The sequence below is a fragment of the Isoptericola sp. 178 genome (assembly GCF_030586525.1).
Taxonomy (GTDB): Bacteria; Actinomycetota; Actinomycetes; order Actinomycetales; family Cellulomonadaceae; genus Isoptericola; species Isoptericola sediminis.
On the sequence record NZ_JAUQYN010000003.1, the window covers coordinates 798147 to 815902 of the forward strand.

The window sequence follows — 17756 nt, forward strand, 5'->3', positions numbered from 1 at the left end:
TCTCCTGTCGGAAGGACGCGGGGCGGGCTCAGACGAAGGACGGCGCGGTCAGCGGCGCCAGCGGGGACCCGTCGAACGTGGTCAGGTCGATGTCCTCGCCCAGGTCGAGGTCGGCCACGGAGGACAGCGTGCCGCGCACGGCCGTGGCGGCCGCGACGAGCGGCGAGACCAGGTGCGTGCGGCCGCCCTTGCCCTGGCGGCCCTCGAAGTTCCGGTTCGACGTCGACGCCGCCCGCTCCCCCGGCTGCAGCTGGTCGGGGTTCATACCGAGGCACATCGAGCACCCGGCGTTGCGCCACTCGGCCCCGAAGTCCTTGAAGACGACGTCCAGACCCTCGGCCTCGGCCTGCAGCCGGACGCGGGCGGACGCGGGCACGACGAGCACCCGCACGCCGTCGGCCTTGGTGCGGCCCTGCAGGACCTTCGCCACGGACCGCAGGTCCTCGATGCGGCCGTTGGTGCACGAGCCGATGAACACGGTGTCCACGGCGATGTCGCGCAGCGGAGTGCCGGCCTCGAGCCCCATGTACTCCAGGGAGCGCTCGGCGGCCACGCGCTCGCCCTCGTCGGCGATCTCGGCGGGCACGGGCACGGAGGCGGATAGCGGCAGCCCCTGGCCGGGGTTCGTCCCCCAGGTGACGAACGGCTCGAGGTCGGCGGCCTCGAGCACCACCTCGGTGTCGAACTCGGCGTCGTCGTCGCTGCGCAGCGTCCGCCAGTACTCGACGGCGGCGTCCCAGTCCTCGCCCTCGGGGGCGTGGGGGCGGCCCTTCAGGTACTCGAACGTGGTCTCGTCGGGGGCGATCATGCCCGCCCGGGCGCCGGCCTCGATGGACATGTTGCAGATGGTCATCCGCGCCTCCATCGACAGCCGGCGGATCGCCTCGCCGCGGTACTCGAGCACGTAGCCCTGGCCGCCGCCGGTGCCGATCTTGGCGATGATCGCCAGGATGATGTCCTTCGACGTCGTGCCGGGGGGCAGGTCGCCGTTGACGGTGATCGCCATCGTCTTGAACGGGGCCAGCGGCAGCGTCTGGGTGGCCAGCACGTGCTCGACCTCGGAGGTGCCGATGCCGAAGGCGAGCGCCCCGAAAGCGCCGTGCGTCGACGTGTGTGAGTCGCCGCACACCACGGTCAGCCCCGGCATGGTGAGACCGAGCTGCGGGCCGACCTGGTGGACGATGCCCTGGTCGGCGTCGCCGAGCGAGTGCAGGCGCACGCCGAACTCCGCGGCGTTGTTCCGCAGGGTGTCGATCTGGGTCCGGCTCGTGGGGTCGGCGATCGGCAGGTCGATGTCGAGCGTGGGGGTGTTGTGGTCCTCGGTGGCGATGGTCAGGTCGGGGCGGCGGACGGGCCGTCCCGCGAGACGCAGCCCCTCGAAGGCCTGGGGGCTCGTGACCTCGTGCACCAGGTGCAGGTCGATGTAGAGCAGGTCCGGTGCTCCGTCCGTGCCCTGGCGCACGAGGTGCGCCTCCCAGACCTTCTCTGCCAACGTGCCGGCCATCGCGACCTCCTCGTCCGCCGCCTCGTGAGCGGCTGTCGTCCATTCCATCGTGCGGGCTCTGACGTGACGGCGGGAGCCCTCACCCGCTGAGAACTTGCAATCTCAGTACGCGAGACGTCAGTATCGACCTATGGACGATACTAGCGGAGTCGGCGTACTGGACAAGGCCGCGTCCGTACTCGGAGCACTGGAGGCCGGTCCGGCCACCCTCGCGCAGCTGGTCGCCTCGACCGGACTGGCGCGACCTACCGCGCACCGCCTGGCGGTCGCGCTCGAGCACCATCGGTTCGTCGCACGGGACATGCAGGGACGGTTCGTGCTCGGGCCCCGGCTCAACGAGCTCGCCACCGCGGCGGGCGAGGACCGGCTGCTCGCCGCGGCGAACCCGGTGCTGACCGCGCTGCGCGACCACACCGGCGAGAGCGCGCAGCTCTACCGCCGCCAGGGCGACCACCGCGTGTGCGTCGCGGCCGCCGAACGGCCCGTCGGCCTGCGCGACTCCATCCCGGTCGGCGCCACGCTGACCATGCAGGCCGGCTCGGCCGCCCAGGTCCTGCTGGCCTGGGAGGAGCCGGACCGCCTGCACCGCGGGCTGCGCGAGGCGGTGTTCACCGCGACGATCCTGTCCGGCGTGCGCCGGCGCGGCTGGGCGCAGTCCGTGTCCGAGCGGGAGCTCGGCGTCGCGTCGGTCTCGGCCCCGGTCCGCGGACCGTCGGGGCGGATCGTCGCCGCGGTCTCGGTCTCCGGACCGGTGGAACGCCTCACGCGCCAGCCCGGCCGGCTGCACTCGGCCTCGGTGATGGCCGCGGCGAACCGCCTGACCGAGGTGCTGCAGCGCGCCGGGGACTGACGGCGCGCCGACCCGATTGTCACGAACATCACGTCCCGGTCAGTAGGCTCACCAGCAGCGGGACAACACAGTCTCGTGACCCGAGAGGCGTGAGGACCGGATGTCGGGAAAGGCCAAGACCGTGCTGATGTGGATCGTCGTGATCTTCCTGATCTACGCGATCGTGACGAGCCCTGAGCGCTCCGCCGACATCGTCCAGGCCCTGTGGGACGTCATCGTGGGGGCGTTCGCCAGCTTCGGGGAGTTCGTCTCGAACCTGATGTCATGAGCAGCTTCGCCGACCCCGAGCTCGCGGTCCGGCGCCACCGGCACCTGCGGCGCTACGTGCTGGCCGGCGAGAAGGTCACGGTGGCCACCCGCCTGCACTGGTCCAAGCTCGTCGAGCCGGTCGTGACGACGATCGCCGTGACGATGCTCGTGGCGTGGCTGCACTCCGCGACCGAGGTGGGCTGGGTCTGGATCCTCTGGGCCCCGGTCGTGGCGCGCCTGGTGCTGCGGTGGGCCGAATGGCACTACGAGTGGTTCGTCGCCACCGACAAGCGGCTGCTCCTCAGCTACGGCTTCATCATCCACAAGGTGGCGATGATGCCCATGACCAAGGTCACGGACATGGGGTACACACGGACGCTGATGGGTCAGCTGCTGGGTTACGGCCGCTTCGTCATGGAGTCGGCCGGCCAGGACCAGGTGCTGCGGCAGATCGACCGCGTCCCCGACGCGGACCAGACCTACCGCACCCTCTGCGACACGATCTTCTCGCCGAGACCACCGTCCGCGCAGGGCGACCCGGCACCCCGACCGCCCGCGATCGTCCCGTCCGAGCGGGCCGCCCGGCGGCCGGGCACGGCGGAGATCCCGGTGGTCGCCGCCGGAGAGCCCGCACCGGCGACGGGGTCCCCCACCACGCTCGAGGACCACCCGACGTCGACGGAGGAGCCGGCCACGGTGGGCCCGTCGGACGTGCTGCGTTCGTGGCGACGCGCCCGGCGGCGGCGCTCCGGCCGCGACGACGCGGAGGACTCCACCGGCGGCACCACCGTCCCCGACCCGTTCCTGTGACGCGCCGGGGTCGGTCCCGGCGGTGAGCACCCCACGCACGACGAAGGCCCGGTCCTGTCGGACCGGGCCTTCGCGATGTGTACCCCCAGCGGGATTTGAACCCGCGTTACCGCCGTGAGAGGGCGGCGTCCTAGGCCGCTAGACGATGGGGGCCGGACGTGACCCCGCGAACGGAGTCTGCGCACCGTCCGTGACGGACGATGATGCGTACCCCCAGCGGGATTTGAACCCGCGTTACCGCCGTGAGAGGGCGGCGTCCTAGGCCGCTAGACGATGGGGGCCTATGGTTGGTCGATCCGAGGAGCGACTCGCCGGTGAGAACTCTAGCGCACCGTGAGACCGGATCAGGGCCTCGTGAGGTGTGACGTAGAGCGCTGCGCTGGGGTACCAGGACTCGAACCTAGACTAAGTGGACCAGAACCACTCGTGCTGCCAATTACACCATACCCCATGGTGTCCGGACCAAGCGGGACATATCCGATCTTTGTCGGCGTTCCCTGCGTGGCCCAACGACCGGAAACATTACCGGACGAGAGCCCCGGATCCAAACCGGCCGACGGGTGCCCTTCGTCACGCCCGCCGCGCCCGCTCGACGCCGCCGGACCGACCGGCCCGCGGTCGGCGCGGCGCGCCCGTCAGGCGTCGCCGACGAGGTCCGGGAGCGCCGCCGCCAGCCCCGGCACGACGACGATGCCCCGTGCCCGCATGGCCGCGACGTCGGCGTCGTGCTCGTCCGCGCGCCGGGCGCCCGGCCGGTCCAGCCAGACGCCCAGCAGGCCCGCCTCGTGCGCGGCGGTCGCGTCGACACGCGGCTCGTCCCCCACGTAGGCGGTGCGACCCGGCAGGGTCCCCAGGCGCCGCGCCCCCTCGACGAAGACGTCCGGGTGCGGCTTGCCGTAGCCGAGGGTGTCGACGCCGACGAGGATCGGCAGGTCGAGGCCGACGGCGGCGAGCTTCTGCTCCTGCAGCGCCACGCCGGCGTTGGTGACGACCCCCAGGTCGACGCCCGCCGCCCGGAGCCGGTCGAGGAACCCGGCGGCGTCGTCGAAGGCCCGCCACGACCGTTCGAACGTCCCCCAGAACAGCTCGTCCCAGGCGTCGAACGCCTCCTCGCCCACCGGGCCCCCGCCGAACGTCCGGTGCAGCAGGTCGGCACGCAGGCGGCGCTGCGTGCGGTGGTCGGTCTCGCCCCGCGTGTAGCGGCGGTAGTGGCCGGCCGGGTCGGAGCGCCAGTGGTCCAGCACCGCGCCGTGGTCGACGTCCTCGGGCAGGTGCGCCTCCGCCACGGCCCGCAGCGCCGCGGCGAACGCTCCCCGCGTGTCCACCAGGGTGTCGTCGATGTCGAGCAGGACACCGTCGACGCGGCGTGGCGGGACGCCGAACGTCGTCATCGCACCGGGTCCTGCGGGGCGTTCTCGGCGAGCGCGGCCAGGGCGGCGTCGATCCGGCCGAGGGTCCGCTCGCGACCGAGCACCTCCAGGGACTCGAAGAGCGGCAGACCGATCGTGCGGCCGGTGACGGCCACACGGACCGGCGCCTGCGCCTTGCCGAGCTTCATCCCGTGCCACTCCCCCGCCGTGGCGACGGTGTTCTTCAGCGGCTCGGCCTCCCACGGGTCGAGCGTCGCCAGCGCGGCCCGCACGTCCGTGAGCAGCTCGACGGCGCCGGGCTTCATGGCCTTGTTCCAGGACTTCTCGTCGAACACGGGCTCGTCGAGGAACAGGAAGTCGACGTTGTCGGTGATGTCGCCGAGCAGCGCGACCCGCGACTGGGCCAGCGGCGCGACGGCGGCGAAGGCGGCAGGGTCGAACTGCTCCTCGGCCCACGGGGCGTGCGGGGCCCGCAGCCACGGTCCGACGGCGGCGATGAACTCGTCGACGCTCAGCGCGCGGATGTACTCACCGTTGAACGCGGCGAGCTTCTTGAGGTCGAAGAACGCCGCGGCGCTGTTGACGTCCTCGATGCGGAACCGCTCGATCATCTCCTCGAACGGCAGGATCTCCTCGTCGTTGCCCGGCGCCCAGCCCAGCAGCATGAGGTAGTTCACCATCGCGGCGGGCAGGTAGCCCTCGGCGAGGTAGTCCTCGAGCGCGACCTTGTCGCGGCGCTTGGAGAGCTTCTGGCGCTTCTCGTTGACGATGACCGGCAGGTGCGCCCACACGGGCGGCTCCGCGCCCAGCGCGATCCACAGCAGCTGCTGCTTGGGCGTGTTCGACAGGTGCTCCTCGCCCCGGATGACGTGCGTGATGCCCTCGTCGAGGTCGTCGACCACGTTGGCCAGCAGGAAGACCGGCGACCCGTCGCCGCGCGCGACGACGAAGTCCTCCATCGCGCCGTTCGGGAAGACGGGGTTGCCACGGATGAGGTCCACGACGCGCGTCTCGCCCTCGTCCGGGGTGCGGAAGCGCAGCGCCCGGCCCGGGGCCTCGGTCAGCCCGCGGTCGCGGCAGTGCCCGTCGTAGCCCGACTGCTGGCTGCCGGTCCGCGCGGTGACGTCGTCGCGGGTGCAGTCGCAGTAGTAGGCGCTGCCGGCCGCGAGCAGGGTCTGGAGCGCTTCGCGGTGCTTGTCGAGGTTCGCCGACTGGAAGTACGGCCCCTCGAACGTCGGGTCGTCGGCGTGCATGCCGAGGGCCGCGTGCGCCGCGAGGATGCCGTCGACCCACTCGGGCTTGTTGCGCGAGGTGTCGGTGTCCTCGATCCGCAGCACGAACCGGCCGCCGGTCTGCTTGGCGACGGCCCAGTTGAAGAGCGCGGAGCGCGCACCGCCGACGTGGAACATGCCGGTCGGGGAGGGTGCGAAGCGGACACGGACGGAGGAGGTACCAGCTGCGGGGATCACGGGCACAGCCTAGTTGTCCGACGCCGACGGGTCGCCCGGGGTCCGCTCAGCGCGCGAAGACCAGGTGGTGGTCGAAGGCGAAGCGCTCGTCGCGCACCAGGCGCAGCCCGGCGTCGGTGGCCGCACGCGCCACGTCGTCCGGCCGGTGGACCCGGAAGCGCCAGTCGCTGCCCCGCAGGCGCGGGTAGACGTTGAGCACGCCACCCGCCGCGCGCATCCACCAGGTGTCCCGCGGGAACGCCAGCACGAGGTAGCGCCGTGTCCGGTCCGCGGCCGCGGTGACGAGCGCTCGGGCGTCGGGGTAGCAGCACACCACGCTGTGCAGGGCGACGACGTCGGCCGGGCCGGCCAGGTCCGGGTGCGTCACCAGGTCGCCCGTGCGGCGGCTCGCCCGGCCCGTCAGGCCCGCGTCGGCCAGCAGGCGGGCGGCCACGGCGTCGTAGCCGGTGGAGATGTCCACGCAGACGGCCCGGTCCACGCCGGCTCCGAGCATCTCGGCGGAGAAGTCACCGATGCCGCCGCCCACCTCGAGCAGCGTCGAGCCGCCGATCACGCCGTCGCGGTAGAGCTCCAGCGTGCGCCGCGGCAGCGTGGTCAGCCCGGACCGGGCGTACCGCGCGGCGGCGCGACGTGCCTCGCGGTCGTCGAAGACCTTCTCGTAGCCCTGCGGCTCGCAGCACGCCGCCATCGCACGCCCTCTTTCCGCTCAGTCCTCGCGACGCACCACGGGGTTGGCCAGCACGCCGATCTCGTCGACCTCGCACTCGACGCGGTCACCGGCCTCGATCCGCCCCACCCCGGCCGGGGTCCCGGTGAGCAGCACGTCACCGGGCAGCAGGGTCATGGCCTTGGAGGCGTAGGAGATGAGGTAGTCGACGTCGAAGATCATCTCCGCGGTGCGACCGTCCTGCTTGGTCTCGCCGTTGACGCGCGAGACCACGCCGACGTCCTCGGGGTCGAGGTCGGTCTCGATCCACGGCCCGAGGGGGCAGGCCGTGTCGAAACCCTTGGCCCGCGCCCACTGGTCGTCGGTGCGCTGGGCGTCCCGGGCGGTGACGTCGTTGGCGACGGTGTAGCCGAGCACGTAGGCGCGCGCGTTCTCCGGCTCGACGTCCTTGCACGGCTTGGCGATGACGACGGCGAGCTCGGCCTCGTAGGAGACCTCCGTCGTCCACTCCGGCAGCACGACGGGGTCGTCCGGGCCCACGACGGACGTGTTGGGCTTGAGGAAGAGCAGCGGCGCCGTCGGCGGCTCCCCGCCCATCTCCCGGACGTGGTCCATGTAGTTGCGGCCGACGCCCACGATCTTCGAGCGCGGGATCACGGGCGAGAGCAGCCGCACCCCGTCGCCGAGCTCGATCCGCTCGCCCGTCGGCATCGCCGGCATGGACAGCGGGTCGCCGCTGAGGACGGCGAGGTAGGTCCTGTCGCCCTCGGTCTGGACGAAGCCGAAGCGGGGGTCGTCACCGGTGGTGAATCTCGCGATACGCACGGGTCCAGGCTAACCGGCCGTACGCCCCCGTGGGCGGAGGCGCAGGCGCCCCGAAGCCGATAACCTGCATCGACACACTCAGCGACCGAAGGGGCATCATGAGCACGCCGCACGACGACTCGAACGCACCGCACCGCGACGAACCGCCCCACCCCGACCGCCACGACACCGAGCACCACGACGCCGACCGCCGCGACGCCGGGCGCTACGACGCCGGGCACCAGCAGCCGTACGCGGCCCAGGGCGCACCGGCCGCCCCCTACGCCGGCGGCACGCCCACGCAGGGGCCGGCCCCGAGCCGTGGGCTGGCGATCGCCGCGCTGGTCCTCGGCATCCTCGCGGTGCTCGGCTCGTGGATCCCGGTGCTCAACATCGGTGCCATCGTCCTCGCCATCATCGGCATCGTCCTGGGCATCATGGCGCTCGTGCAGGCGAAGCGGGGGACGGCGGCCGGCCGAGGCATGGCGCTGTTCGGCACGGTGCTGTCGGTCGTCGCGATCATCCTGGCGATCGTCGTCAACGTGTTCCTCGTGTCGACCCTCGAGGAGCAGGCCCCGGCGATCCAGCAGGAGCTGGAGCGCCAGCTCGAGGAGCAGGGCTACTCCGACGAGGAGATCGAGGAGCTGCTGGGCAACGGCTGACGCCGGTCCGCACGCCCGCACGGCAACGCCCGGTCCGCCTCCTGGCGGACCGGGCGTTCCCGCGTCCGACGGCGTGGCCGGGCCACGGCTGGTCAGGCCCGGGCGAGCACCTCGCCGTGCAGGACGGCGAACCAGCCGTCCGGCGCCTGGGCCCAGGCCCGCCAGTCGTGGGCGAGCTGCTCGAGGGCGACGTCGTCGGCAAGGTGGGACTCCTGGGCCTGCCGCGCGAAGTTCGACTCCACGCACCGCTCGGCCCAGACCTGGCCCCACCACTCCCGGTCCGTCGGGGTGGCGTAGCACCACGAGGACGCGCTGGGCACGGTGCCCGCGACGTCGAACCCTGCCTGCAGCACCCAGGAGAACAGCCGACGCCCGGCATCGGGCTCGAACCCGTAGGCGCGCGTGACCTCGTGGTACAGCGTGTTCCACTCGGTGAGCCCGGCCGACTCCGGGTACCAGGCCATGGCGAGGTAGTCGGCGTCACGGGCGGCGACGAGACCGCCGGGCTTGGTGACCCGCTTCATCTCGCGCAGCGCGGCGACGGGGTCGGACAGGTGCTGCAGGAGCTGGTGGGCGTAGACGACGTCGAAGGTGTCGTCGTCGAAGGGGAGCTCGTAGGCGTTGGCCTGCTCGAACCGGACGTTCTGCGCCCCGAGGGCGTCGGCGTGCGCCTGGGCCGCCTCGAGCACCGTCGCCGAGGCGTCGACGCCGACGACGCGCCCGCCGGCGAGGACCCTCCCGAGATCGGTCGTCACCGTGCCCGGACCGCACCCGACGTCGAGCAGGTGCATGTCGTCCTTGAGGTGCGGCAGCAGGAACCCGGCGGAGTTCTGCGCCGTCCGGGCGCGGTGAGCGCGCAGCACCGACTCGTGGTGCCCGTGCGTGTAGGACTCCGACTCCTGGCTCGGCACCGTCTGGTGGGTGCTCGGGGCCTCGATCGCGTCGGAGAGGGCCGCGCCCGACGGCTCGTCGGAGGCGTTCCCGTTCGGGCCGTCGGCCGGGCTGCCCAGGCTCGGGGGCTCCGGGAAGTCGGGCTCGGAACCCGTCGGCAGATCACTCATGGCGCCAACCTAGTGAAGACGTCCTGTCAGCACATCCCGTTTCTCACGAGACGGGACGGCTGGCAAGATCGCTGCCATGCCCACGGTCCGCGAGCGCCTCCTCGGCGGTCCCGCACGCGTCGTGGGGCTCGACGTCGCCCGCGGACTGGCCGTGCTGGGCATGTTCACCGCCCACGTCGGCGTGGCCGAGGACTCGACGGCCTGGCTCACCATCGCCGACGGCCGGTCCTCGGTGCTGTTCGCCCTGGTCGCCGGCGTCTCGCTCGCCCTGGTCACGGGTGGCCCGCGGGTCCTGGCCGGTGACGTGCTGGTCCACGCGCGGGCCCGGCTGCTCGTCCGGGCCGTCCTCCTGCTCGCCCTCGTGGCGCTCCTCGACCTGCTCGGCACGCGCGTGCTGCTCATCCTGGGCTTCTACGCGGCGTACTTCGTGCTGGCGCTGCCGTTCCTCACGTGGGGGCCGCGGCGGCTGGCCGTGGCGGCGGTCGTGGTGGCCGTGGCCGGGCCGCCGGTGGCGTACTGGGGCCCGGTCGCCCTGAGCCGCGCAGGCCTGCACCTGCCGGACGACGGGTCCGGGGCCGTCACGGACTTCCTGCTGACCGGCCACTACCCGGCGGTGGTCTGGATGGCCTACGTCTTCGCCGGCATGGCGATCGGGCGGTGCGACCTCTCCTCGACCGCGCTGCGCCGCGGGCTCGTGATCGGCGGCCTGAGCGCCATGGTGGTGGGCACGCTGGCGTCCTCGGCGGTCGTGGACCGGTTCGGGGGCCAGTTCGTGGTGCGCGACCAGGTGGAGGCCGCCTCCACGCCGGGCTGGTCCTGGACCGACCCGTGGCCGACGCCGGTGTACCTGGCGCTGGCCGGCCCGCACGACGACAGCTGGCTGGAGGTGGTGGCCACCGGTGGGTTCGCGGTGGCCGTGGTGGGGCTGTGCCTGTCCGTGGGGCGGATCAGCGGCTGGGTGCTGTCCCCGCTGGCCGCGGTGGGCTCGATGGCGCTGACCGTGTACTCGCTGCAGATCGTGGCGATCTGGCGGTGGGACCTCATCGGGTCCGCGACGAACGGGCCGCTGCTGGTGATGATCCTGGCCTCGCTGGTGACGGCCACGCTGTGGCGGCTGTGGCTGGGCCGCGGCCCGCTGGAGCGGCTGTTCACCGCGGTGGCACGACGCACCGCTCCCCCGCCACCCACGACGCGGGTCAGCACCACCGACCCGCGGTGACCGTTCGGCCCGCGCCCGGGGGCCGAAAGCCTCTACGCGGCGGGTGGCCACCGGCATAGCCTCGGGGCAGGACGGAGGGGGTGAGCGTCATGGCGGACCGTGAGACCACGGACCCGGCACGGCGCCGGGCGAAGGCGGCGACGGGTCTGATGTGGCACGTCGGGGTCTTCGTGATCGTCAACGGCTTCCTGTGGGCCATCGACCTGGCCACGGACCCGGGGGTGGACTGGGCCTTCTGGACCACGCTGCCCTGGGCGGTCGGTCTGGCCTTCCACGCGCTCGCGTACCTCATCGACGGCCGGCAGGTCGAGGACCGCCTGACCCGGAAGTACGAGGAGCGTCGGGGCGGCTGACCCTCGTCAGACGGTGACCTCGCCGCGCACGGTGGTGACCGTGGAGCCACCGACCCGGACGACGTCGCCGTCGCGGCGCACGTGCACGCGCCCCCGCCGACCGAGCACCGTTCCCTGGGAGGCGACGTAGGCCGTCGGCAGGACGGTGCCCGCGAGCCACTCCCCCAGCCCGGCGTTGAGCGAGCCGGTCACGGGGTCCTCGGCCGCACCGATCTCCGCGATGAACGCGCGCACCTCGACGTCCGCGTCGGGCTCCCCCGGACCGTACGGCCCGACGACGCCGACGGCGAGTCCGCCGAGCGCGGCGGGATCGGGGTCGACGGCGAGCACCGCGGCGGCGTCGGCGAGCCGGACGCCCACCCAGCCCGGTCCGTTGTCGACCCACGCGGCGTCGACGACGTCGGTGTCCCGGATGCGCAGCGCCCGGACGATCCGCTCGCGGTCGGCCGGCGAGACCGGTCCCGACCGGCGCAGCGGCGGCCCCACGAACGCCAACCCGTCCGCGGTCCGCGAGACCTCGACCAGCCCGACGCCGCACTCCTGGACGACGACGTCCTCGCGACCCGGCGTCCCGCCCGCCTCGAGCCATGCGTGGGCGGTCCCGAGCGTGGGGTGCCCGGCGAAGGGGAGCTCGCCGCCCGGGGTCCAGATGCGCACCCGGTAGTCGGCATCGGGGTGCGTGGCGGGCAGCAGGAAGGTGGTCTCGGACAGGTTGGTCCAGCGCGCGAAGGCGGCCATGCGCTGCTCGTCCCAGGTCCCGGCGTCGTGCACCACGGCCACGGGGTTGCCGGCCAGGGGTCCGTCGCCGAAGACGTCGACCTGACGGAACGGGAAGCTCGTCATGGCCGCAAGGTACCGCCGGACGACCCCCGGCGCCGCGCGGATCAGTCCACGTAGCGCAGCAGGGTCGCGATCACGGCCGCGATCCCGACCAGCAGACCGACCGTGGTGCCGTGACGTTCCACCCACGTGTCCAGCGGGACGTGCGGCGTGGGTTCGACCTCGTCCTGGTGCGGGTCGAAGTCCGACTGCGTGCCGACGGTGGCCATCGTCACCACCTCCCGTCTGCTTCCACGATACGACGGCCGCCGTACCCTGGCCGGGTGACACCGCCCTCTCTCCTCGCCGGTCCCGAGGCTCTCCGCGAGCCCGTCGGGGACGTCGTCGTGGACGGCTGGCGCGAGCCCGCGGCGGCGCACGCGCGCCGTGCCGACGCGCTCACCGCCGTCTGGCGCGCCGCCCGCGACCGGGGCGAGAAGCACGCCGTCGAGGACTTCCTGTTCACCTACTACCCCACCCGGGTGAGCCACCTGCGGCGCTGGCACCCGGGTGCCGGCAGGGTGCTGCCCGGGGCCGACGACCACGCCTCCTGGCGCTGGTACCGCACGGTGGACCTGCCCGACGGCGGCACGGGCGCCACGCTGGACACGGCGGCGTTCCTCGCCGGGCGCGGCGACACCGTGCGCTACGTGCGGTCGCTGGTGGGTGCCACGGCCGGTCGGACCGGGACCTTCGGCTGCTTCGGGCTGCACGAGTGGGCGATGGTCTACCGCGACGCCGCGGCCGGACGCGACCATCGCCACCCGCTGCCGCTGCGGCTGGGGGCGTCCGGCACGGACGAGGTCGTGGAGTCGCACCGCGTCGGGTGCTCGCACTACGACGCCTTCCGGTTCTTCACCCCGGAGGCCCGGGACGCCAACGAGCTCCGCCCGACCCGCGAGCGCCAGGTCGCGATGGAGCAGCCGGGCTGCCTGCACGCGAACATGGATCTGTACAAGTGGTGCCAGAAGCTCGGCCCCGCGGTCCCGGGCGAGCTGCTGCTGGACGCCTTCGAGCTGGCCCGCGACATCCGGTACACCGACATGGCGGCCTCCCCCTACGACGTCTCGTCCTACGGCGTCGAACCGGTCGCGATCGAGACGGCGGCCGGCAAGGCCGAGTACGTGCGGCGCCAGCGGGCCTTCGCCGAACGGGCGCAGGCGCTGCGGGCACGGCTGCTGGACGTCTGCGACGCGCTGCTCGCCGCCGAGGGCTGAACCGCTCCGCGACGGCGTCGCACCGGCGCTCTCGTATCACCCGAGCCCCGCGACGCCTCCTTCCAGGAGAGGGCCCGTGGCGCGGACCCCGGTCGAGCTCGAGGAGATGACCCGCCGTGGGACTCGGCAGCACGTTCGGGAAGATCGCCAAGAAGGCGAAGAGCGCAGCGAAGAAGGTCGGGCGCAGCGCCCAGGGTGCGGCCACCACGCTCGGACGCAGCGCCCGGCGCGCGGGGAAGAAGACCGCGCGCGTCGCGCGACGTGCCGGTCGGAGCGTCCGCAAGGGCGCCGGCTCGGTCGGCTCAAGCGGTCTCCACGTCGTCCAGGAGACGGTGAACCGCGCCGTCGGTCTGCCGGGAGCAGCGCTCGGTGCGTTGGGCGTCCGGCCGATGAAGAAGCTGCGGCTCCGGGTGATCGTCCTCGCGGGCGCTGACGGCGCCCCGGTGACGGGGACGTCGGCCGCGCGCGCCCGCGCACGGGTCCGTGAGGCGGTCGAGGTCGCCGACGAGCTCTTCCGCCGCGAGGCGCGGTTCCGCCTGGTCCCTGCCGGTCGGCGGTTCGTCACCGTCGACGCCGAGCCGGCGCCCGCGCCGGCCCGGCGGGTGCGCTGCAACGGCGGCGCGCTGCAGGACGACCTCACGGACGCGGGCGGGTACTTCCGGGCTCGGGCCGCGAGCAACCTCGTCGGCACGCTCACAGGCGCCGGCTCCCCGCTGACGGCGTTCGTCGTCGAGGACGTCGAGGGCAAGGCCGGGTGCTCCCTCGGCCCGCTGACGGACTACGTCACCGTGGACGACGGCGGGCTGGGCGCGCGGCGCACGCTCGCGCACGAGATCGGCCACGCCCTGGGACTCCCGCACACCGGCGGGGCGGGCAGCGCTCTCTCGGGCAGCAGCACGTCGAACCTCATGACGCCGTCCGGCCACGGGGCGACCCTCAACGACCGTCAGGTGCTGACGTTGCGCAGCTCGCGCCACGTCACCCTGCTGTGAGCGCGCCCCGAGGATCACCAGCTCGGCGTGCACGGTGCGCGACCGCGGCGGTCCCGGCCGCCGGGTCGACGACCTGTCAGGATCACGACATGTCTCGCGACCTCGCCGCCCCGCCGCGCGGACCCGTCGTCGTCCCGGACGCCGTGGCCGCGCTGGCCGGTGCCGACGACGTCGCCCCGGTGTGGCGCAACACCCTCGGTGGCCTGACCTTCCGGCTCTTCGGCGGCCAGGGCGAGCGGTACGTCAAGTGGGTGCCCACGGGGACGCCGGAGATCGACCTGGACGCCGAGGCGGAACGCCTCGTCTGGGCCGGCCGGCACACCCGGGTGCCGCGTGTGCTGGGCCGCGGCCAGGACGCCACCGGGAGCTGGCTGGCGACGGCGGCGCTGCCGGGCCGGTCCGCCGTCGACCCGACCTGGCTGGCCCGTCCCGAGACCGCGGTCCGCGCGATCGGCGCCGGGCTGCGGGCGCTGCACGACACTCTGCCCGTCGCGGACTGCCCGTTCTCGTCGAGCGCGACCGACCGGGTCGCGCGGCTCGAGCCCGCCGTCGGTGCCGACGTCGGACCCGTGCCGCCCGTCGACCGTCTCGTGGTCTGCCACGGCGACGCCTGCGCCCCCAACACCCTGGTGGCCGACGACGGCACCTGGGCCGGGCACGTCGACCTGGGCACCCTCGGGGTCGCCGACCGGTGGGCGGACCTCGCCACGGCAAGCCTGAGCCTGGGCTGGAACTACGGCGACGGGTACGAGCCGCTCTTCTTCGCGGCCTACGACATCGAGCCCGACGCGGAGCGGATCGCCTTCTACCGCCGCCTGTGGGACCTGGGCTGAGCGGGCTTGCGGAGAACCGGCACCCTGGAGTGCTCCCCGCCGCCCGCACGCCCCGGCGCCAACGAGGGTCGTTCGGTACCCCAACCAAGCACTTGACGTACCGAACGAGCACGCTCGTCGGGGGTCATGCGGGGCTGCTGACAGAATGACCGCACGATGACTGCCACCGACACCGCCTCCTCGTCCGTCACGCCCGCACCGCGCCCCGCCGGCACCCTGCTGCCGCACCTGCCCGCCCCGACGGGCCAGGCCCCGGACCCGGACGCGCTGTTCGAGGGCTTCGGCGAGTGGGCGGCCGCGTCCGGACGGCCGCTGTACGCGCACCAGGAGGAGGCGCTGCTGGAGCTCATGACGGGCTCGCACGTCGTCCTGGCGACGCCGACCGGGTCGGGCAAGTCGATGGTGGCGATGGGAGCGCAGTTCGCGGCGCTGGCGGCGCGGCGGTCCGGCCTGGGCGGGCGCACCTACTACACGGCACCGCTCAAGGCGTTGGTCAGCGAGAAGTTCTTCGACCTCGTGGCCGCGTTCGGGTCGCGCAACGTCGGCATGATGACCGGCGACAGCGCGGTCAACGCCGACGCCCCCATCATCTGCTGCACGGCCGAGATCCTGGCGAACCTCGCGCTGCGCAACGGGGCCGGGAGCCCGGGCGACGACGACTTCATCGGCCAGGTCGTCATGGACGAGTTCCACTTCTACGGCGACCCGCAGCGTGGCTGGGCCTGGCAGGTGCCGCTGCTCGAGCTGCCGCACACCCAGTTCCTGCTGATGTCCGGCACGCTCGGCGACACCACACGGCTGCGGGAGGACCTCACCGAGCGCACCGGCCGTGACGTCGCCGAGGTCACCGGCGCCGAGCGGCCGGTCCCGCTGGAGTTCTCCTACGTCCAGGAGCCGCTGCCCGAGGTCATCGAGGAGCTCGTGCACACCCACCGTGCCCCGGTGTACGTCGTGCACTTCACCCAGAAGGACGCCGTCGACCGGGCCCAGGCCCTGCTGAGCACCAAGCTCGCCTCCAAGGAGGAGAAGCAGGCGATCGTCGACGAGATCGGCGCGTTCCGGTTCGGCACCGGGTTCGGCAAGATCCTGTCCAAGTACCTGCGCGCCGGCGTCGGGGTGCACCACGCCGGGATGCTGCCCAAGTACCGCCGGCTCGTGGAGCGCCTCACCCAGAAGGGGCTGCTCAAGGTCGTCTGCGGCACCGACACCCTGGGCGTGGGCATCAACGTGCCGATCCGCACCGTGCTCATGACGTCGCTGGTGAAGTTCGACGGCGAGCGCATGCGCCATCTGACGGCTCGGGAGTTCCACCAGATCGCCGGCCGAGCCGGTCGCGCGGGCTACGACACCCTCGGCGAGGTGCTGGTCATGGCGCCCGAGCACGTCATCGAGAACCGCAAGGCCCTCGCCAAGGCCGGGGACGACCCGAAGAAGAAGAAAAAGATCGTGCGCAAGAAGGCCCCGTCCGGCGCGGTCAACTGGACCGAGTCGACCTTCGACCGCCTGCGCGACGCCCCGCCGGAGCCGCTGGCCAGCCAGTTCCACGTCAACCACGCGATGGTGCTCAACGTGCTGGCCCGCACCCGGGGGACGGGCGACGGCGCCGCCGCCGACCCGGTCGAGGCGATGCGCCACCTGCTGACCGCCAACCACGACACCGCCGCCCAGCAGGCCGGCCACGTGCGCCAGGCGCTGCGCATCTACCGCTCGCTGCGGGTGGCCGGCGTCGTGGAGAGGGTCCGCGTCCCCGACGACACCCGCCCCGCGGGCTACCGCCCGAGCGTGCGGCTGGTCGTGGACCTGCCGCGGGACTTCGCGCTCAACGCCCCGCTGTCGCCGTTCGCGCTGGCGGCCATGGACCTGCTCGACGTCGACTCCCCCACGCACGCCCTCGACGTCGTCTCGGTCATCGAGGCCACGCTCGACGACCCGCGCCAGATCCTGTTCGGCCAGCAGAAGAAGGCGCGCGGCGAGGCCGTCGCCGAGATGAAGGCCGAGGGCATCGAGTACGACGAGCGCATGGAGCTGCTCGAGGAGGTGTCCTGGCCGAAGCCGCTCGCGGACCTGCTCGAACCCGCGTTCGCGCAGTACAAGCAGTCCAACCCGTGGGTCGCCGGGGCCGAGCTGGCCCCGAAGGCCGTGGTGCGCGACATGCTCGAGCAGGCGATGACCTTCGCCGAGATGGTCAGCACCTACGGCCTGGAGCGCACCGAGGGCGTGGTGCTGCGCTACCTCGCCGACGCCTACCGCGCGGTGCGTCAGGTCGTGCCCGAGGAGCACCGCACCGAGGAGGTCGCCGAGGTCGTCGAGTGGCTCGGCGAGCTGGTGCGCGGCGTCGACTCCTCGCTGCTGGACGAGTGGGAGCGGCTGCAGAACCCCGTCGACGACGACGCCGACACCGTGGTGGAGGGCGAGCTCGCCGAGGCGGGCGCCGAGGCGCCCGCCCGCCCGGTCACCGGCAACCCCCGCTCGTTCCGCCGGCTCGTGCGCAACGCCATGTTCCGCCGGGTCGAGCTCGCCGCCCGGGAGGACTACGACGCCCTGGAGACCCTCGACAAGGCCTCCGGCTGGGACGGGGACGCCTGGGCCGACGCGCTGGAGGACCTCTTCGAGACCCAGGGCGACGACGCGATCGGCTTCGGGGCGGACGCCCGCTCGGCCGCGCTGCTGACCATGCTGGAGCCCGGGGCCGCCCTGCCCGCCGGCGCCCCGCCGTCGGACGCCTCGACCGTGCCGGCCGACACCTGGTGGGTCCGTCAGATCCTGGACGACGCGAACGGCGACCGCGACTGGGCGATCACCGCGCTGGTGGACCTGCCGGCCTCCGACGAGGCGGGCCGTCCGGTCCTCGAGGTCCTCGCGGTCGGGCGTCTGTAG

General features: G+C 73.2%; 18 protein-coding genes and 3 tRNA genes. 10 read left to right on the plus strand and 11 right to left on the minus strand.

All coding sequences use genetic code 11. The annotated features are described in order from the left end of the window. Positions 1–28: 28 nt before the first annotated feature. On the minus strand, positions 29–1504 hold the full coding sequence (gene leuC / locus Q6349_RS12950; RefSeq protein WP_171247247.1) for a 3-isopropylmalate dehydratase large subunit: 1476 nt from the start codon (positions 1502–1504) through the stop codon (positions 29–31). A 130-nt stretch (positions 1505–1634) separates the two neighbouring features. Here leuC and Q6349_RS12955 point away from each other — a divergent pair, with 130 nt between their 5' ends. The 3 genes from Q6349_RS12955 (at position 1635) to Q6349_RS12965 (ending at position 3413) form a co-directional block, all read left to right on the plus strand. Beyond that, positions 1635–2354, plus strand: a complete 720-nt coding sequence (locus Q6349_RS12955) for an IclR family transcriptional regulator (RefSeq protein WP_171247248.1) — start codon at positions 1635–1637, stop codon at positions 2352–2354. 100 nt (positions 2355–2454) lie between these two features. Continuing rightward, positions 2455–2622 (plus strand): hypothetical protein, encoded by a 168-nt coding sequence (locus tag Q6349_RS12960; protein WP_171247249.1) that lies wholly within the window; start codon positions 2455–2457, stop codon positions 2620–2622. Next, entirely contained in the window at positions 2619–3413 is a 795-nt protein-coding gene (locus Q6349_RS12965; protein WP_304604405.1) for a PH domain-containing protein, read from the plus strand. Before Q6349_RS12960 ends, Q6349_RS12965 begins: the two co-directional genes overlap by 4 nt. A gap of 80 nt (positions 3414–3493) precedes the next feature. On the opposite strand, the gene Q6349_RS12970 is transcribed toward Q6349_RS12965, so the two are convergent. From Q6349_RS12970 to Q6349_RS13000, 7 genes are all read right to left on the minus strand, one after another. Further along, a tRNA-Glu gene (locus Q6349_RS12970) sits at positions 3494–3566 on the minus strand. 55 nt (positions 3567–3621) lie between these two features. Then, positions 3622–3694: transfer RNA gene (locus tag Q6349_RS12975), tRNA-Glu, on the minus strand. Between the two features lie 98 nt (positions 3695–3792). Continuing rightward, positions 3793–3864 (minus strand) — tRNA-Gln (locus Q6349_RS12980). Between the two features lie 184 nt (positions 3865–4048). Continuing rightward, positions 4049–4804: an HAD family hydrolase gene (locus tag Q6349_RS12985; RefSeq protein ID WP_304604406.1), complete on the minus strand. Its 756-nt coding sequence runs from the start codon at positions 4802–4804 to the stop codon at positions 4049–4051. Continuing rightward, positions 4801–6252 (minus strand): glutamate--tRNA ligase, encoded by a 1452-nt coding sequence (gene gltX, locus Q6349_RS12990; RefSeq protein WP_304604407.1) that lies wholly within the window; start codon positions 6250–6252, stop codon positions 4801–4803. The genes Q6349_RS12985 and gltX overlap by 4 nt, the downstream gene beginning before the upstream one ends. A 46-nt stretch (positions 6253–6298) precedes the next feature. Further along, positions 6299–6940 carry a bifunctional 2-polyprenyl-6-hydroxyphenol methylase/3-demethylubiquinol 3-O-methyltransferase UbiG gene (locus Q6349_RS12995; protein ID WP_304604408.1) on the minus strand — a complete coding sequence of 214 codons (642 nt, stop codon included), beginning with the start codon at positions 6938–6940 and terminating at the stop codon, positions 6299–6301. Positions 6941–6958: 18 nt separating this feature from the next. After that, on the minus strand, positions 6959–7744 hold the full coding sequence (locus tag Q6349_RS13000) for a fumarylacetoacetate hydrolase family protein (RefSeq protein ID WP_304604409.1): 786 nt from the start codon (positions 7742–7744) through the stop codon (positions 6959–6961). A gap of 98 nt (positions 7745–7842) precedes the next feature. Between Q6349_RS13000 and Q6349_RS13005 the strand changes: the two genes are divergently transcribed. Continuing rightward, positions 7843–8385: a DUF4190 domain-containing protein gene (locus Q6349_RS13005; RefSeq protein WP_304604410.1), complete on the plus strand. Its 543-nt coding sequence runs from the start codon at positions 7843–7845 to the stop codon at positions 8383–8385. Positions 8386–8477: 92 nt separating this feature from the next. Here Q6349_RS13005 and Q6349_RS13010 read toward each other — a convergent pair whose 3' ends face one another. Next, positions 8478–9296, minus strand: a complete 819-nt coding sequence (locus Q6349_RS13010) for a class I SAM-dependent methyltransferase (protein WP_304604475.1) — start codon at positions 9294–9296, stop codon at positions 8478–8480. 226 nt (positions 9297–9522) lie between these two features. Between Q6349_RS13010 and Q6349_RS13015 the strand changes: the two genes are divergently transcribed. Next, on the plus strand, positions 9523–10665 hold the full coding sequence (locus Q6349_RS13015; protein ID WP_304604411.1) for a heparan-alpha-glucosaminide N-acetyltransferase domain-containing protein: 1143 nt from the start codon (positions 9523–9525) through the stop codon (positions 10663–10665). Between the two features lie 89 nt (positions 10666–10754). Further along, positions 10755–11018, plus strand: coding sequence for a 2TM domain-containing protein (locus Q6349_RS13020; protein ID WP_304604476.1), 264 nt, complete (start codon positions 10755–10757; stop codon positions 11016–11018). 6 nt (positions 11019–11024) lie between these two features. Here Q6349_RS13020 and Q6349_RS13025 read toward each other — a convergent pair whose 3' ends face one another. Together Q6349_RS13025 and Q6349_RS13030 are read right to left on the minus strand one after the other, a co-directional pair. Further along, on the minus strand, positions 11025–11861 hold the full coding sequence (locus tag Q6349_RS13025) for a PhzF family phenazine biosynthesis protein (protein ID WP_304604412.1): 837 nt from the start codon (positions 11859–11861) through the stop codon (positions 11025–11027). Positions 11862–11902: 41 nt separating this feature from the next. Continuing rightward, positions 11903–12067, minus strand: a complete 165-nt coding sequence (locus tag Q6349_RS13030; RefSeq protein WP_171247259.1) for a hypothetical protein — start codon at positions 12065–12067, stop codon at positions 11903–11905. A gap of 117 nt (positions 12068–12184) precedes the next feature. Here Q6349_RS13030 and Q6349_RS13035 point away from each other — a divergent pair, with 117 nt between their 5' ends. The 4 genes from Q6349_RS13035 (at position 12185) to Q6349_RS13050 (ending at position 17756) form a co-directional block, all read left to right on the plus strand. Continuing rightward, a complete protein-coding gene (locus Q6349_RS13035; protein WP_304604477.1) occupies positions 12185–13054 on the plus strand; it encodes a 3-methyladenine DNA glycosylase in 870 nt (289 codons plus the stop codon). 116 nt (positions 13055–13170) lie between these two features. Then, positions 13171–14046 carry a M12 family metallo-peptidase gene (locus Q6349_RS13040; RefSeq protein WP_304604413.1) on the plus strand — a complete coding sequence of 292 codons (876 nt, stop codon included), beginning with the start codon at positions 13171–13173 and terminating at the stop codon, positions 14044–14046. Between the two features lie 89 nt (positions 14047–14135). After that, entirely contained in the window at positions 14136–14879 is a 744-nt protein-coding gene (locus Q6349_RS13045) for an aminoglycoside 3'-phosphotransferase (RefSeq protein WP_304604414.1), read from the plus strand. Between the two features lie 156 nt (positions 14880–15035). Then, entirely contained in the window at positions 15036–17756 is a 2721-nt protein-coding gene (locus Q6349_RS13050; RefSeq protein WP_304604415.1) for an RNA helicase, read from the plus strand.